This is a genomic window from Streptomyces ureilyticus (genome assembly GCF_011045025.1).
GTDB lineage: Bacteria > Actinomycetota > Actinomycetes > Streptomycetales > Streptomycetaceae > Streptomyces > Streptomyces ureilyticus.
In genome coordinates, this window is record NZ_JAAKZX010000110.1 from 1 (window position 1) to 14,215 (window position 14,215).

At 68.9% G+C, this 14,215-nt stretch carries 8 protein-coding genes and 1 pseudogene; 4 read left to right on the plus strand and 5 right to left on the minus strand.

From position 1 onward, the window contains the following. Window positions 1–76: 76 nt before the first annotated feature. Together G6048_RS28735 and G6048_RS28740 are read left to right on the plus strand one after the other, a co-directional pair. A pseudogene (locus G6048_RS28735) lies at window positions 77–907 on the plus strand (ABC transporter permease); the annotation flags it as partial. Beyond that, window positions 900–1,709, plus strand: a complete 810-nt coding sequence (locus G6048_RS28740; RefSeq protein WP_165342503.1) for an ABC transporter ATP-binding protein — start codon at window positions 900–902, stop codon at window positions 1,707–1,709. The pseudogene G6048_RS28735 and the gene G6048_RS28740, both read left to right, overlap by 8 nt. Window positions 1,710–1,722: 13 nt before the next feature. On the opposite strand, the gene G6048_RS28745 is transcribed toward G6048_RS28740, so the two are convergent. The 3 genes from G6048_RS28745 to G6048_RS28755 form a co-directional block, all read right to left on the minus strand. Next, window positions 1,723–2,823 (minus strand): glycosyltransferase, encoded by a 1,101-nt coding sequence (locus tag G6048_RS28745; protein ID WP_328827237.1) that lies wholly within the window; start codon window positions 2,821–2,823, stop codon window positions 1,723–1,725. A gap of 23 nt (window positions 2,824–2,846) precedes the next feature. Continuing rightward, the gene (locus G6048_RS28750; RefSeq protein WP_328827240.1) at window positions 2,847–5,714 is read right to left on the minus strand and encodes a bifunctional glycosyltransferase/CDP-glycerol:glycerophosphate glycerophosphotransferase; all 2,868 of its coding nucleotides are present in this window, start codon (window positions 5,712–5,714) and stop codon (window positions 2,847–2,849) included. A 105-nt stretch (window positions 5,715–5,819) separates the two neighbouring features. Further along, window positions 5,820–10,760, minus strand: coding sequence for an NAD-glutamate dehydrogenase (locus G6048_RS28755; RefSeq protein WP_165342505.1), 4,941 nt, complete (start codon window positions 10,758–10,760; stop codon window positions 5,820–5,822). Window positions 10,761–11,334: 574 nt separating this feature from the next. Here G6048_RS28755 and G6048_RS28760 point away from each other — a divergent pair. Further along, the gene (locus G6048_RS28760) at window positions 11,335–11,901 is read left to right on the plus strand and encodes a DJ-1/PfpI family protein (protein ID WP_165342506.1); all 567 of its coding nucleotides are present in this window, start codon (window positions 11,335–11,337) and stop codon (window positions 11,899–11,901) included. A gap of 123 nt (window positions 11,902–12,024) precedes the next feature. On the opposite strand, the gene G6048_RS28765 is transcribed toward G6048_RS28760, so the two are convergent. Both G6048_RS28765 and G6048_RS28770 read right to left on the minus strand, forming a co-directional pair. Next, a complete protein-coding gene (locus G6048_RS28765) occupies window positions 12,025–12,690 on the minus strand; it encodes an HAD family hydrolase (protein WP_165342507.1) in 666 nt (221 codons plus the stop codon). 119 nt (window positions 12,691–12,809) lie between these two features. Beyond that, window positions 12,810–13,325: a DUF6912 family protein gene (locus G6048_RS28770; protein WP_165342508.1), complete on the minus strand. Its 516-nt coding sequence runs from the start codon at window positions 13,323–13,325 to the stop codon at window positions 12,810–12,812. Between the two features lie 323 nt (window positions 13,326–13,648). Here G6048_RS28770 and G6048_RS28775 point away from each other — a divergent pair, with 323 nt between their 5' ends. Next, on the plus strand, window positions 13,649–14,197 hold the full coding sequence (locus G6048_RS28775) for an Rv3235 family protein (RefSeq protein WP_165342521.1): 549 nt from the start codon (window positions 13,649–13,651) through the stop codon (window positions 14,195–14,197). Window positions 14,198–14,215 lie beyond the last annotated feature (18 nt).

A 14,215-nucleotide genomic window follows, 5' to 3' on the forward strand; every position in this document is an offset into this window, starting at 1 on the left:
GCGCTGCCGGTGTCGTACGCGCTGCAACAGCTTCAGCAGTTGCTGTTCTCGATGGCGGCGCTGGTCGTGATCCTGCTCTGCTTCGGGGTGCCCCTCGCTCCCCGCATACGTCCGCCAGTTGTGGGCACGGCGGCACTTCATCACGGCGTTCGCGACGGCCAGGCTCACCGCGCAGTACAGCCAGGCGAAGCTCGGGCAGGTCTGGCAGGTGGCGACGCCGCTGCTGAACGCGGCGGTCTACTACTTCATCTTCGGCGTCCTGATGGGCACCAAGCACGGCGTGCCGGACTACGTCCCGTTCCTGGTCACGGGCGTGTTCGTGTGGACGTTCACGCAGAGTTCGATCATGGCGGGCACCCGGGCGATCTCCGGCAGCCTGGGCCTGGTCAGGGCGCTGCACTTCCCGCGAGCCGCGCTGCCGGTGTCGTACGCGCTGCAACAGCTTCAGCAGTTGCTGTTCTCGATGGCGGCGCTGGTCGTGATCCTGCTCTGCTTCGGGGTGCCGGTCGCGGCGTCGTGGCTGTTGGCGGTCCCGGCGCTGGCACTTCAGTTCGTGTTCAACGCGGGCGTGGCGATGGTCATGGCGCGGTTGGGGGCGAAGACGCCGGACATCGCGCAGCTGATGCCGTTCGTGCTGCGGACCTGGATGTACGTCTCGGGGGTCATGTGGAGCATCGACAGGGTGCTCAGCGGTCACCAGGACATGCCGCGCGTCGTACTGCTCGCGCTGGAGTGCAATCCGGCCGCGATCTATATCGACCTCATGCGGTTCGCGCTGATCGACAGCTTCCATCACGGCCAGTTGCCGCACCACGCGTGGCCGCTCGCGATCGGCTGGGCGCTGGTCGCCGGCGTCGGCGGTTTCATCTACTTCTGGAAGGCCGAGGAGACGTACGGACGTGGCTGAACACGCGGAGAACCAAACAGAGAAGAACGAGAAGATCCCCACCGTCATCGCCGACCGCGTCGACATCGTCTACCGGGTCAACGGCACCGGCGCCGGCCGCGGCTCCGCCACCGCCGCACTCAATCGCATCCTGCGCGGCAAGAAGACGGAGCAGGCGGCGGGCGTACGCAAGGTGCACGCCGTGAAGAGCGTGTCCTTCACCGCGTACAAGGGGGAGGCCATCGGGCTGATCGGCACGAACGGGTCCGGTAAGTCGACGCTGCTCAAGGCGGTCGCGGGGCTGCTGCCCGTGGAGCACGGCCGTATCTTCACGCACGGCCAGCCCTCCCTGCTCGGCGTGAACGCCGCGCTGATGAACGACCTCACCGGTGAGCGCAACGTCCGCCTCGGAGGGCTCGCCATGGGGATGTCCCGTGAGCAGATCCGTGAGCGGTACGAGGAGATCGTCGACTTCTCGGGGATCAATGAGAAGGGGGACTTCATCACGTTGCCCATGCGCACGTATTCCTCCGGGATGGCGGCGCGGCTCCGGTTCTCGATCGCGGCCGCGAAGGATCACGATGTGCTGATGATCGACGAGGCGCTGGCCACCGGGGATCGCTCCTTCCAGAAGCGGTCCGAGGCCCGGATCCGGGAGTTGCGGAAGCATGCGGGCACGGTGTTCCTGGTCAGTCACAACAACAAGTCGATCCGGGATACGTGTGACCGGGTGCTGTGGCTTGAACGCGGGGAGCTCCGTATGGACGGGCCGACCTCTGAAGTACTGGCCGCGTACGAGAAGTTCACCAGCGGGATGCGTTGACGGACTGGCCTCCTCAGCGCCCCAGGAACCCGAACAAGTCCTCCCAGCGCCTCACGACCTCATCCGCCCCGTATCGCCGGATGTTCGCCCTCGCCGCGTCCCCCATCCGGTCCCGCAGCTCCTTGTCGGACATCAACGTGCTGAGTCTGCGGGCCAGTTCGCCCGTGTTGCCGAGGCCCGCCAGCAGGCCGTCCTCCCCGTCCCGGACGATCTCGCGTACTCCGGGCGCGCAGTCAAACGCCGCGCACGGCAGGCCCGTCGCCATCGCCTCCATCAGGGCGAGCGGGAAACCCTCGCCCCGCGACGACTGGACGAAGACCGAGCCGCCGCGCAGCGCGTCCGCCGCGTTGCCCGTACTCCCCATCCACTCAACGCAGTTGTCGAGCCCGAGTGCCGTGCACTGCTTCTTCAGGAGCTCCTCGTCCTCCCCGGAACCGTAGATCCGCAGGATCCAGCCGGGGTGCTGCGGGGCGACCTCGGACCAGGTGTCGAGGAGCATGTCGATGCCCTTCTGGTCGTGCAGGCGGCCCATGCTGACGACCACGTTCGCGGTGCGCGGCGAGGGGACGTCGGGCATGAAGGGCAGTGGATTCGGCATGTACGAGACGTTGTTGAGGCCCTGGCCGATCCAGAGGTCGGCGTCCTCGCGGGTCAGGGCGAGCAGGCGGTCGACGTCGGGGTAGTGCTTGAGTACGCGCCGGAAGCGTCCGGCCGCCTTGGAGTAGTCGTACGACTCGTGGGTCATGCCGATGACGGTCAGTCCCCGTGTGTCGGCCAGTTCCACCCACTCCATGGCCCACACCTGCGTGACGATCACGACCGCGCCGGGGCGCGCCGCCCGGAACAGCGCCGCCAGCCTGGCGGCCTGCTCGCGCATGCTCGCCCGGCGGGCACGGCCGGGGCGGGGCGGCCGTCCGGAGTACAACGTCGTGGTCGGATACGGAAGTTCGCCCAGCTCCTGCTCGACCTCGGCCGGAGTGATGCCGATGACGTGCACGCGATGCCCGCGCCCGGTGAACAGCCGGGCCATCTGGTGCGACCAACTCGTCACTCCGCCCAGCTCGTTGACGCTGTTGGAGACGAAGAAGACGTCCCGCTCGGGATACCCGGTCACGCGCGCCTCCACAGGAACCTCCACTAGGACCTCCAAGGGGAGAAGAACTGCTCGACGACGCTCCGCGCAGCGTCCCCCTTGTCGTACTCACCGAATTCCGCGACGAACCGCTCCCGCGCCGCCGCGTACTTGACCACCTGTTTCTCCAACGAACCGAGGACGGCGAGCAGTTCGTCCTCGGTGCGCACGACGGGGCCGGGTGCCCGTTCCAGCAGGTCGAAGTAGGTTCCGCGGCCCTCGTACACGTACTCCTCGTAGTCGTACGCGAAGAAGAACATCGGCCGGTCGAGGAGGGCGTAGTCGAACATCACGGACGAGTAGTCGGTGATCAGGCCGTCGGCGAGCGCCAGGAGCGGGGTCACGTCGTGGTGCGCCGATACGTCGATGACGCGGCCTCGCACGGACGGCGGGAGCACCACGTGGTGGAGGTAGTGCGAGCGGACGAGGAGGACGTAGCGGTCGCCGAAGGCGTCCGCGAAGCGCTCCACGTCGAAGGGCAGCTCGAAGCGGCCCTTTCCGCGTCCGCGGAAGGTGGGCGCGTAGAGCAGGACCTTTCTGCCTTCCGGGATGCCCAACGCGGCGGCCAAGGGCGGTCGTTCGGCGGACTGGCGGGCACGTACGAGCGCGTCGTTGCGCGGATAACCCACCCGCAGCAGCGTCTTCTCCTTCAGCCGGAAGGCGCGGGCGAGCGTGCGGACGTCGTGCTCGGAGCGGATCAGGAAGTGGTCGAAACGGTCGAGTGTGCGCTGCTGCTCCTCCTGCCCGCGACGGAACTTGAGTTTCCATTCCGGTTCGTCGAAGCCCATCCGCTTGAGCGCCGAGCCGTGCCAGGTCTGGATGTACGTGGTCTGCGGCCGCTTGGTGAGCTTCAGCGGATAGCTCTGGTTGTCGATCCAGAACTCGGCGCGGGCCAACGCCTGGAGATAGGGCAGCGACCAGCGGCGTACGAGCGTGGCGTCGGACGGGAAGCCCACCGGACTGCCGGTGTACGACCACACTGCCTCGAACTCCAAGCCTTGGCGCCGCATTTCCTCGTAGATGGCCCGCGGGCTGTCGCTGTACTGCCGGCCCAGGTGGCTCTCGAAGACGACCAGGCGTTTCTTCACGGGCAGGCGGCTGAACACCTCGTGGTACAGCCGGATCTTGGTGTCGCCGGAGGTCAGCTTCTTGCGCGCCGCCTTCGCCTTCCGGTAGCCGGACTTGGCGAGCCGGCCGGGCGGCCCCTGCACGCCGCGCGCGACGAAAGCGTCCACCTGCTTATGGGACACGAGCCGGAAGCAGAGATGGCCGCGCGCGGAGATCTCGGGCTCGATGTGGTGGGCGGCGAGGCGGGTGAGCCGGGGCCGGACGGGCAGCCGGCCTGCGGCCAGGCCGGGTTCGGGGGCGGTGAGCCGGGTTGTGGTGCGGGCGCCGTTGACGTCGAGGTGGAGGCGTACGTCCCATACGGCGTCCACGATGCCCAGCGGACGCATCCCGCGCGCAAGATCCGCCGAAGCCTCCCAGGCGATGGTCTCGCCCTCGTGCCGCAGGGTGGGCACCGGGAAGCGGAAGGTCTGGAAGCGCAGGCCCTTGCGGCGGGCGTAGAACTCCAGCTCGCCGGTGAGCCGCGCGCCGGGCGGGATGATGCCGAGCGGGTTGGTGATGAGCCCGGCGAGCCGGACCGTGCCGGCCGCTTCCGCGTAGCCGGTCAGGGCGTTGCGCAGGAACATCTTCTCGACCGGCTTGGTGTGGTAGCCGACTTCGGTGACGTCCAGGACCCGCCGCGCGAAGTCGTCGTCCCGGTGCTCGGCGCACCAGTAGATCCGCCCGTCGCGTTCGAGGAGCGGCGAGGAGATCTTGTCGCGATTGGTGAGCGTGTCCACGGCCGGGAGGAGGTGATCCCAGTCGCTCCTCCGCAGCAGATGGGCGCAGATGGCGTGGATGGGCTCCACCTCGTCGAACGCGGCGCGGTCGATCGAGTCGAGGTAGTCGCGGGCCAGCGCGGCGAACTCGTGGCGGTAGGCGGCGTCGCGGAACGGCAGTTCACGCAGGTGCAGCACCAGATCGTGCTTCAGGAACTTGACGTCCTTGTGGAACTTCAGCTCCAACAGGCCTTGTTCCGCGAGCAGTTGGTCGACCCGGCGGTGGATCTCCATCCGCTGTGCGAAGTTGGCGATCTCGTCACGCCGGTTGCTGATCGACTTCGTGGCGGCCTTCCCGACGACGTTCCAGTCGTAGACACGGTTCGGGATCAGGGTGATGCGGCGGGCGGCCACATACGCCTGCGCCGAGAAGAGCAGGTCCTCGTAGTGGATGCCGACGGGGAAGCGCAGGCCCCGGTCCAGCAGGAACTCCCGGCGATAGCACTTGTTCGTCGACAGGGTGTCGAAGACCAGAAGGTCGGGCAGCTCGGCGATGGACTCCAGGGTGCGGGTGCGCGCGTACAGCCAGGGGTACCACTTGACCTCCTTGCGGCCGCGTGCGTCCACGTGCACGCGGACGCACAGCCCGGAGACGAGGTCGGCGCCGGTCGTCTCGGCCGCTTCCAGGAGGTTCCGGCAGGCATTGCGTTCCAGTACGTCGTCGCTGTCGAGGAAGACGACGTACGTACCGCGTGCCTGCGCGAGACCGTGGTTGCGCGGCGCCCCGCAGCCACCGCTGTTCTCCGGGAGCCGGTAGGCGCGTACGCGATCGGGATGCTCGGCGGCCAGCCGCCGGGCCGTCTCGTACGAGCCGTCCGTGCTGCGGTCGTCCACGATCACGACCTCGACGCCGCGCAGCGTCTGCGCCAGCGCGGAGCGGACGGCCGTCGGCAGGCGGGACGCGTCGTTGTAGACGATGACGACGACGGTGATGTCGGGCGCGGCGGAGGTTGCGGTGGCGCCGGGCGGCCGGGACGGATCCAGGTTCACCCCATTGATCCTAAATGTCCCGGTCGCCCCCGTCCTCGTACATACCGCCGTACGTACCGGCGCGCGTACCGACGTGCCTACCGCCTACCGCCTACCGCCTACCGCCTACGAATGCGTACGCAACAACGTCCGCATCGTCCGCATCGCCACCGACAGGTTCGCCAGGTCGAAGGACTCCGAGCTCTGGATCTCCTCCAGGGTCGTACGGGCCCGGCCCAGGATCGCCGCGTTCTTCTGCTCCCAGGCCTTGAACCGCTGCTCCGGCGTGGCCACGCCGTTGCCGCAGGCCAGGACGTCGGAGGTGAGCGCCGCGTGGGCCGCGTACAGGTCCTCGCGGATGGAGGCGCGGGCCATGGACTGCCAGCGGTCGGCGCGCGGGAGCTCGATGATGCGGTCCATGAGCTGGCTGACGCGGAGGCGGTCGGCGAGGTCGTAGTACACCTCGGCGACGTCCATCGGGTCCTTGCCGGTGCGGTCGGCCACCGCGACGACGTCGAGCGCCGGGAAGGCCGCGGAGAACCCGGCGACGCGCTGGGCGAGCTCGTCCGGGACACCGACGGCCGACAATTCGTCGAAGATCCGCTGGTACCACTCCAGATCCGCACCGCGCAGCATATTGGGCAGCTCGGACCAGACCCGTGCGACTCCCTCGCTGAAGAAGTCGATCGTCTCGGCGAGCTCCAGCGGCTGCGGCCGGTTGTTGAGCAGCCAGCGTGTGCCGCGCTCGACGAGCCGGCGGGAGTGCAGGCGGATACGGGTCTGGACGGCCGCGTCGACCCGGTTGTCGAGCCCCTCGACCGAGTCCCACACCTCGCTCAGCCCGAAGATCGCACGGGCCGCGGTCTGCGCCCGGACGATCTCCTCAAGCGAGGCTCCGGTCTCCTCGCGCAGCCGGTGCAGGAAGCTCGTACCGCCTGTGTTGACCGTGTCGTTGACCAGCACGGTCGTGGTGATCTCGCGGTGCAGCGGGTGGTTGTCGATCTGCGACAGGAACTGCTCGCGCAGCGCGGTCGGGAAGTACGCGTGCAGCAGGCTCCGCAGATACGGGTCGTCTGGCAGCGAGGTGTGCAGCAGCTCGTCGGCGACCGTGATCTTCGTGTACGCGAGGAGGACGGCCGTCTCCGGCTGGGTCAGACCGTGCCCGGTGTTGAGGCGCTCCCGGATCTGGCGCTCGGTGGGCATGAACTCCAGGGCCCGGTCGAGGTGCCCGGCGCGCACCAGGTGGCGCAGATAGCGGTGCTGGGCGTGGAGCATGTCCGGGGACTGGGCGAGCGCGTTGGCGAGCGCGACGTTCTGCGCGTAGTTGTTGCGCAGGACCAGGTGGCCGACCTCGTCGGTCATCTGGGCGAGCAGCTTGTTGCGCTGCTTGACGGTCATGTCGCCGTCCGCGACGACCGTGTTGAGCAGGATCTTGATGTTCACCTCGTGGTCGGAGGTGTCCACGCCCGCACTGTTGTCGATGGCGTCGGTGTTGACCTTGCCGCCGTGCTGCGCGAACTCGATCCGGCCGAGCTGGGTCAGGCCGAGGTTGCCGCCCTCGCCGACGACCCTGACCCGGAGGTCGGCGCCGTCCACGCGGATCGCGTCGTTGGCCTTGTCGCCGACGTCCGCGTGCGTCTCGGTCGACGCCTTCACGTACGTACCGATGCCGCCGTTCCACAGCAGGTCGACCGGCGCCTTGAGGATGGCCCGCATCAGGTCGGCCGGGGTCATCTTGGCGACGCGGTCCTCGATGCCGAGGGCCTGGCGGATGTGGCTGTTGAGCGGGATGGACTTGGCGCTGCGCGGGAAGATGCCGCCGCCCTGCGACAGCAGCTCCTTGTTGTAGTCGGCCCAGGAGCTGCGGGGCAGCTCGAACAGGCGGCGGCGCTCGGCGTACGAGGTGGCCGCGTCCGGGTTCGGGTCGATGACGATGTGCCGGTGGTCGAAGGCGGCGACCAGGCGGATGTGCTCGGACAGCAGCATGCCGTTGCCGAACACGTCACCGGACATGTCGCCGACGCCGACGACGGTGAAGTCGTCGGTCTGGGTGTTCACGCCCAGCTCCCGGAAGTGCCGCTCCACGGACTCCCAGGCGCCGCGGGCGGTGATGCCCATCTTCTTGTGGTCGTAGCCGGCGCTGCCGCCCGAGGCGAAGGCGTCGCCGAGCCAGAAGTTGTAGCTTTCCGCCACCTCGTTGGCGATGTCCGAGAAGGTCGCGGTGCCCTTGTCGGCGGCGACGACGAGGTAGGTGTCGTCCTCGTCGTGCCGTACGACGTCGGCGGGCGGTACGACCTCACCGGCCACCATGTTGTCGGTGATGTCGAGCAGCGCCGAGATGAACGTCTTGTAGCTGCGGATGCCCTCGGCCAGCCAGGCGTCGCGGTCCACGGACGGGTCCGGCAGCTGCTTGGCGACGAAGCCGCCCTTCGCGCCGACCGGCACGATGACGGTGTTCTTGACCATCTGTGCCTTGACCAGGCCGAGGATCTCCGTCCGGAAGTCCTCACGGCGGTCGGACCAGCGCAGACCGCCGCGCGCGACCTTGCCGAACCGCAGGTGGACGCCCTCGACCCGCGGTGAGTACACCCAGATCTCGTACGCCGGACGCGGCGCCGGAAGGTCGGGGATGGCCGTCGGGTCGAACTTCATGGAGACGTACTCGTGAGGCCTGGCGCCCGCCGCCTCCTGGAAGAAGTTGGTGCGCAGGGTCGCCTTGATGACGGTCAGGAACGACCGCAGGATCCGGTCCTCGTCGAGGGAGGCGACCTTGTCGAGGGCGGCGTCCAGCTCCTCCAGGAGGGCGTCGGTCAGTTCCGTACCCGCCCGCTGGCGGTCCGGGGACATCCGCGCCTCGAAGAGGGAGACGAGCAGCCGGGTGGTGTGGACGTTGTTGCGGAGGGTGTCCTCCATGTAGTCCTGGCTGAAGGTCGAACCGGCCTGGCGCAGGTACTTCGCGTACGCCCGCAGCACCATTGCCTGCCGCCAGCTCAGGCCGGCGCTCAGCACGAGCGAGTTGAAGCCGTCGTTCTCGGCCTGTCCGGTCCAGGTCGCCGCGAAGGCGTCCTGGAAGCGCTCGCGGGCGTCGTCGGCGAGAGAGTCGCCGCTGCCCTTGGGCCGGGGCACGCGCAGACCGAAGTCGTAGATCCAGGCGGAGGTACGGTCCGAGCAGCGCAGCTCGTACGGGCGCTCGTCGGTGACCTCGACGCCGAGCCGGGTGAGCACCGGGAGGACGGCGGAGAGGGAGACCGGCGCGCCGGTGCGGTAGATCTTGAAGCGGCGCTCGCCGGGTCCGGCGCCCACCGGCTCGTACAGGCTGAGCGCGAAGTCCTTGCCGTCGCCGAGTTGCTCCAGGTTCACCAGGTCGGCGACCGCCGTGCGCGGGTTGTGGTCGGCCTTGTAGCCCTCGGGGATGGCGTTGCCGTACCGCCGCAGCAGCTCGGCCGCGCGCTCCTCGCCGCACTCGGCGTTCAGCGCCTCGGCGAAACCGTCGGCCCAGGAGCGGGCGGCCTCCACGAGCCGCGCCTCGATGCGCTCCTTGTCGGCGTCGGACAGCTCCGGCAGTTCGGTGCCCTGCGGGACGCGGACCACGAAGTGCAGCCGGGACAGGATCGACTCGGTGTTCCAGGCGGTGAAGTCAACGCTGATACCGCCGAGTTCCTCCTTGAGGATGTCGATGATCCTCAGGCGTACGGCCGTGGTGTAGCGGTCGCGCGGCAGGTAGACGAGGGCCGAGTAGTAGCGGCCGTACTCGTCCTGGCGCAGGTAGAGACGGAGCCGCCGGCGCTCCTGGAGGTAGAGGACGGAGGTGACGATGGACCGCAGCTCGTCGACCGGGGTCTGGAACAGCTCGTCGCGCGGGTACGTCTCCAGGATTTGCAGCAGGTCGCGCCCGTCGTGGCTGTTGGGCGAGAAGCCCGCGCCCTTGAGGACCTCCTGGACCTTGCGGCGGATGACCGGCACCCGGCGTACGGACTCGGTGTACGCGGCGGAGGAGAACAGCCCGAGGAAGCGGCGCTCACCGATGACGTTCCCGTTCCCGTCGAACCTCTTCACGCCGATGTAGTCGAGGTAGGACGGCCGGTGCACGGTGGAGCGGCTGTTGGCCTTGGTGAGGATGAGCAGCTTGTGCTCGCGGGCCTTGGCGCGGGCGTCGGCGGGGAGCCGGCTGAAGGAGTGCGAGTGGCCGTGGGCGTCGTCGCCGCTGTGGTGCGGGTCCGCGCGCAGTATGCCGAGACCGGTGCCGGGGACGGCGGCGAGGGAGTCGTCCTCCGTCAGCTCGTACTCGCGGTAGCCGAGGAAGGTGAAGTGGTCGGCGGCCAGCCAGCGCAGCAGCTCGCGGGCCTCCTCGACCTCCTGGTCGCGCAGATCGTCTGCCTTGGGCTCGGCCGGCAGGTCGTCGGCGATACGCAGCGCCGCGTCCCGCATCTTCTCCCAGTCCTCGACGGCCTCGCGGGCGTCGGAGAGCACGCGCAGCAGATCGGCGGTGATCTGCTTCAGATCGGCGCGGTCGGTCTCGCGGTCGATCTCGACGTGGATCCAGGACTCGATGTGGGCGTCGTGCGGCAGGTCTTCGGCGGCGGGCCGGGTGGGCTGGACCTCGATGAGCTTGCCGGTGACATCGCGCCGTACGACGAACTGAGGGTGGATCACGACATGGATGCCGCGCCCCTGCCGGGACAGCTCATTGGTCACGGAGTCGACGAGGAAGGGCATGTCGTCGGTGACCACCTCGACGACGGAGTGGCTGCAGGTCCAGCCGTTCTCCTCGACGGTCGGGGTGTGGACCCGGACGTTGGCCGTGCCCTGGGGGCGGTTCTCGGCCAGCCGGTAGTGGGAGTAGGCGGCTCCGAAGACATCGACCGGGTCGCGGTCGGTGAGGTCCTCCGGGGCGGTGTGCAGGTAGTAGCGCTGGAGGAACGCGAGCACGGTGGCGTGGTCCGGGGTGTCGGTGGTGCCCTCGTCCTGCGCCCTGGTCGGTAGATGCACCCCGGCCGGGCTGTTCTCAGCTACCCGGGCAGCCCGTTCGAGCAGCTCGGTCTTGGCTTCGTCCAGCTTGGTCTGCATTGTCCTCTGGCTCCTGTCGCGCGCCGTTGCGTGACGCCGAAAAACGTGAAGTGACATAGCGCCGCGACGCGGGGTGTCCGGTCTGCTTCGACGCTATGTCGCGATGAGAGAAGGGCGGGGCGTTATCGGCCATGTTCGGCACCGCCGGAGACTGTGAGACTGCTCTCGGTGACCCGTACCGCCCGCGAAGACCAGCGACCGCCCGGCCACGGATGTCGTCCGTGCGGTCCGGGCGCAAAGCGGGAAGACAGACGCTCCCGCGACATATCGCGCTGATCACGTGACAAGGCTATCGCTCCGCCCCGGGGCCCCGTCATGAGCCGCATGTGTACAAAAGAGTGGGTGGGATTTTGACAGTCTGCACAGTGCGCGGGGGCTTACGAGCGGCTGGGTGGCGCCGGACGGGATGCGGCTTGAGGGTGGGGAGGGAGAGAACCCACCCACCCATACATCCGCAGCCGAGCACCCGAGTCCCCCAGCTCAACGCAAACCCCAGCGCGCAGCCCCCTTGGCAAAGGCCCGACGCGGAGGCACGTTGGGCGGGACGGATCCCGGCGAAGGGAGCGGAGCGACCATGAGTGCGAAGATCCTGATCGTCACCGGAGACGCCGCGGAGTCACTGGAGGTCCTGTACCCCTACCAGCGCCTGCGCGAAGAGGGCTACGACGTCCACATCGCCGCCCCCGCCCGCAAGCAACTCCGCTTCGTCGTCCACGACTTCGAACCCGGCTTCGACACGTACACGGAGAAGCCCGGCTACACCTGGCCCGCTGACCTGGCCTTCTCGGAGGTCGACCCCGGCCAGTACGTGGCCTTGGTGATCCCCGGCGGCCGGGCACCGGAGTATCTCCGCAACGACCCCGAACTCCGCAAGATCCTGAAGTCCTTCTTCGACACGGACAAACCCGTCGCCCAGATCTGCCACGGTCCCCTGCTGACCGCGGCGATCGACGGCCTCCGGGGGCGCCGCGTCACGGCGTACCCGGCGCTGGAGCTGGACATGCAGGCCGCGGGCGCCACCTTCCAGGACGCCGAGGTCGTGATCGACGGCACCCTCGTCTCGTCGCGCGTCTGGCCGGACCACTCCCGCTGGATGCGGGAATTCCTCACGGTGCTACGGGCGAAGGCTCCTGTGACCTGACTGCGGCTGACCTGACCTGACCTGACCTCGGCTTCGGCTTCGGCTTCGGCTGACTTCGGCGGGGCGTACGTCACGGGTCCATCAATCAACCTCGTACGCCCCTGTACGCCCCTGTACGCCCCTTCAAGCCGCCAACCGCTCTGCCTCCGCGACCGCTTCCTCCAGGCTGTCCACGACAGGGACCCCGACCGCTTCGAGGCTGGCCCGGCTGTGCGAGCCCCCGGTGTAGAGCACGGCCCGCGCTCCCACGTGCCGGGCCGCTATCGCGTCGTCCGCAGCGTCGCCGATCACGACCGTACGAGCGGGCTCCACGCCGGTCAGCGCCCCCACATGCCGCACCATGTGCTCGGCCTTGCTGCCGCCGGACGGCCCCGTGCGCCCGTCGACCCGTATGAAGTGCGGCTCGATCCCGAAGTCCCGTACCAGCGGGACGAGTTCGTCATGCCCGTACATACTCAGCAGCGACTGGCTACCACCGGCCGAAGCCCACTCGGCGAGCAGCCCCGGAACCCCGTCGGTGAGCCCACAGCCGATCCGGTGCTCCGTGTAGTACCGGTGGAAGGTCTCGTCCATGACCTCCCACTCCGCGTCCGTGGGCAGCCGGCCCATCAGCCGTTCGTAGAACTTCGGCACCGGAACGCAGTACAGCTCTCTGTACTGCTCCAGCGTGATCGGCTCAAGACCCAGCTCGGCGAACGCCGCGTTCGTCGCCCCGATGATGGCCGCGTTGTCGTGGAACAGGGTCCCGTTCCAGTCCCACACGATGTGCGCTGCGTTGTGCTTCCCCATGCCAAAGAACGTACCCGCCCGCACTGACAACGCCGTAGGCATTTCCTCACCGGCGGCCTCGGCGCAGTCCCGAGTCCCACCCAGTGTCGGCTCAGTCCCGAACCCCACCAGGTTTCGGTTCAGTCCCCGAGGCCCACCAAGTTCGGGATCTCCTGCGTGGCGAACCACAGCAGCTCGTGGTCCTCGGCCCCGTCCACGACGAACTGTGCGTCGTCGTCACCCGTGTCCGCCGCGCCCAGCGCGTCCGCCGCCGCCGTGACATCCGTCTCGGCCTCGCCCGAGTCGACGTGCACGGCCGCGGCCTTGGTCAGCGGTACGGGCCCGTCGACCCGCACCTCTCCGAGCGAGCCGGGGTCGAGCCCGTGGTCGGGATCGGCGACCGCGGCCCCTTCCGGGACGTCGAGGGCGACGACGACGCGTCGCCGCACAGTGCCCGGGTCGAGCGCGAGCAGCCGCAGCGAGGCGAGCGCGGCCCGGTTCAGCGCCGCGTACTCCAACTCCTCGATGTCGTCGGACAGATACCACTCGCGCAACGCGGGCGTGACGGCGTACGCGACGAAGGGCCCGGCCCCGAGCTCGCCCGTCTTGTACGCCTCGGCGAGACCGGAGAGGGTCAGGGGGACGTAGACGCGCATGGCTGGCCGCTTTCGTAGTCGGAGGGCTCCCAGGAGGACTGTCCGGCGCCTCCGGAAGGACCTTCAGGATACGTGCGGGGCGTCCCCTTTCGAGTCGGGGCAACCCCCTCGTGCGACGTCAACCACGCGACGGGCTTCTCACCCTGTCCACCCCAGTCCTGCCAAGGGTCCCGTCCGCCTTCATCATCCTGATAGGTGAAGTCTCGGGCCGCCACGGCGCGCAGCCGAGGTCCTTGCAGCTGCCCGCTCTGGCCCCGTACAAGATCCCCAACAGCAAGTTACTGCCCGGTATCGACTCGGGCCCAGCGAGCGGGGACAACGCCATGACCAAGGTGATGACCAGGACGAAGCGCAACCCGGGCGCCCGCCCACCCGGCCGTCACGACACCCGCCGCCCCGGCGGCACCACCCCACGCACCACACCGGGCAGGGAGACACCGGGCAGCTCTCCGCGGGGCGAGAGCACAGCCTCCGGCGGGCGCGCCCCTCGCCACAGGACGCCCGCACGAAGCCCTCTCAGGACGCCCCCGCAGCCGCGTCCCACCGACCTCTTCGCCGACCTCCTGCTCGCCGTGCTGAGCGGCCAGCGCCCCGTTCACAGCATGCTCCGCCACACGGCAGGCCGCGCGTACGACGAACTCGCCTGGCTAGCCGAACGCGGCCCCCTCCGCACCCACGGCACCCGCCCGATCGTCCGCGACGTCGGCTACGAGGTGCCCCGCCCAGGCGCGATCGAAGCCTTCGCCCGCATCGGCGCTGGCGACCAGCTCCGCGCAATGGCCTTCCGCCTGGAAAAGGGCCAAGATCTCCGCTGGCGCTGCACAGCGGTAGAACTGGGCGGCACCCGCATGCCACACAGGCACGACAACTAGCGCCCCCATAGGGGCGCA

Coding starts and splice junctions, on each gene's coding strand:
- G6048_RS28755 (WP_165342505.1), bottom strand. CDS start 10,760: ATGCAGACCAAGCTGGACGAAGCCAAGACCGAGCTGCTCGAACGGGCT.
- G6048_RS28760 (WP_165342506.1), top strand. CDS start 11,335: ATGAGTGCGAAGATCCTGATCGTCACCGGAGACGCCGCGGAGTCACTG.
- G6048_RS28775 (WP_165342521.1), top strand. CDS start 13,649: ATGACCAAGGTGATGACCAGGACGAAGCGCAACCCGGGCGCCCGCCCA.
- G6048_RS28770 (WP_165342508.1), bottom strand. CDS start 13,325: ATGCGCGTCTACGTCCCCCTGACCCTCTCCGGTCTCGCCGAGGCGTAC.
- G6048_RS28765 (WP_165342507.1), bottom strand. CDS start 12,690: ATGGGGAAGCACAACGCAGCGCACATCGTGTGGGACTGGAACGGGACC.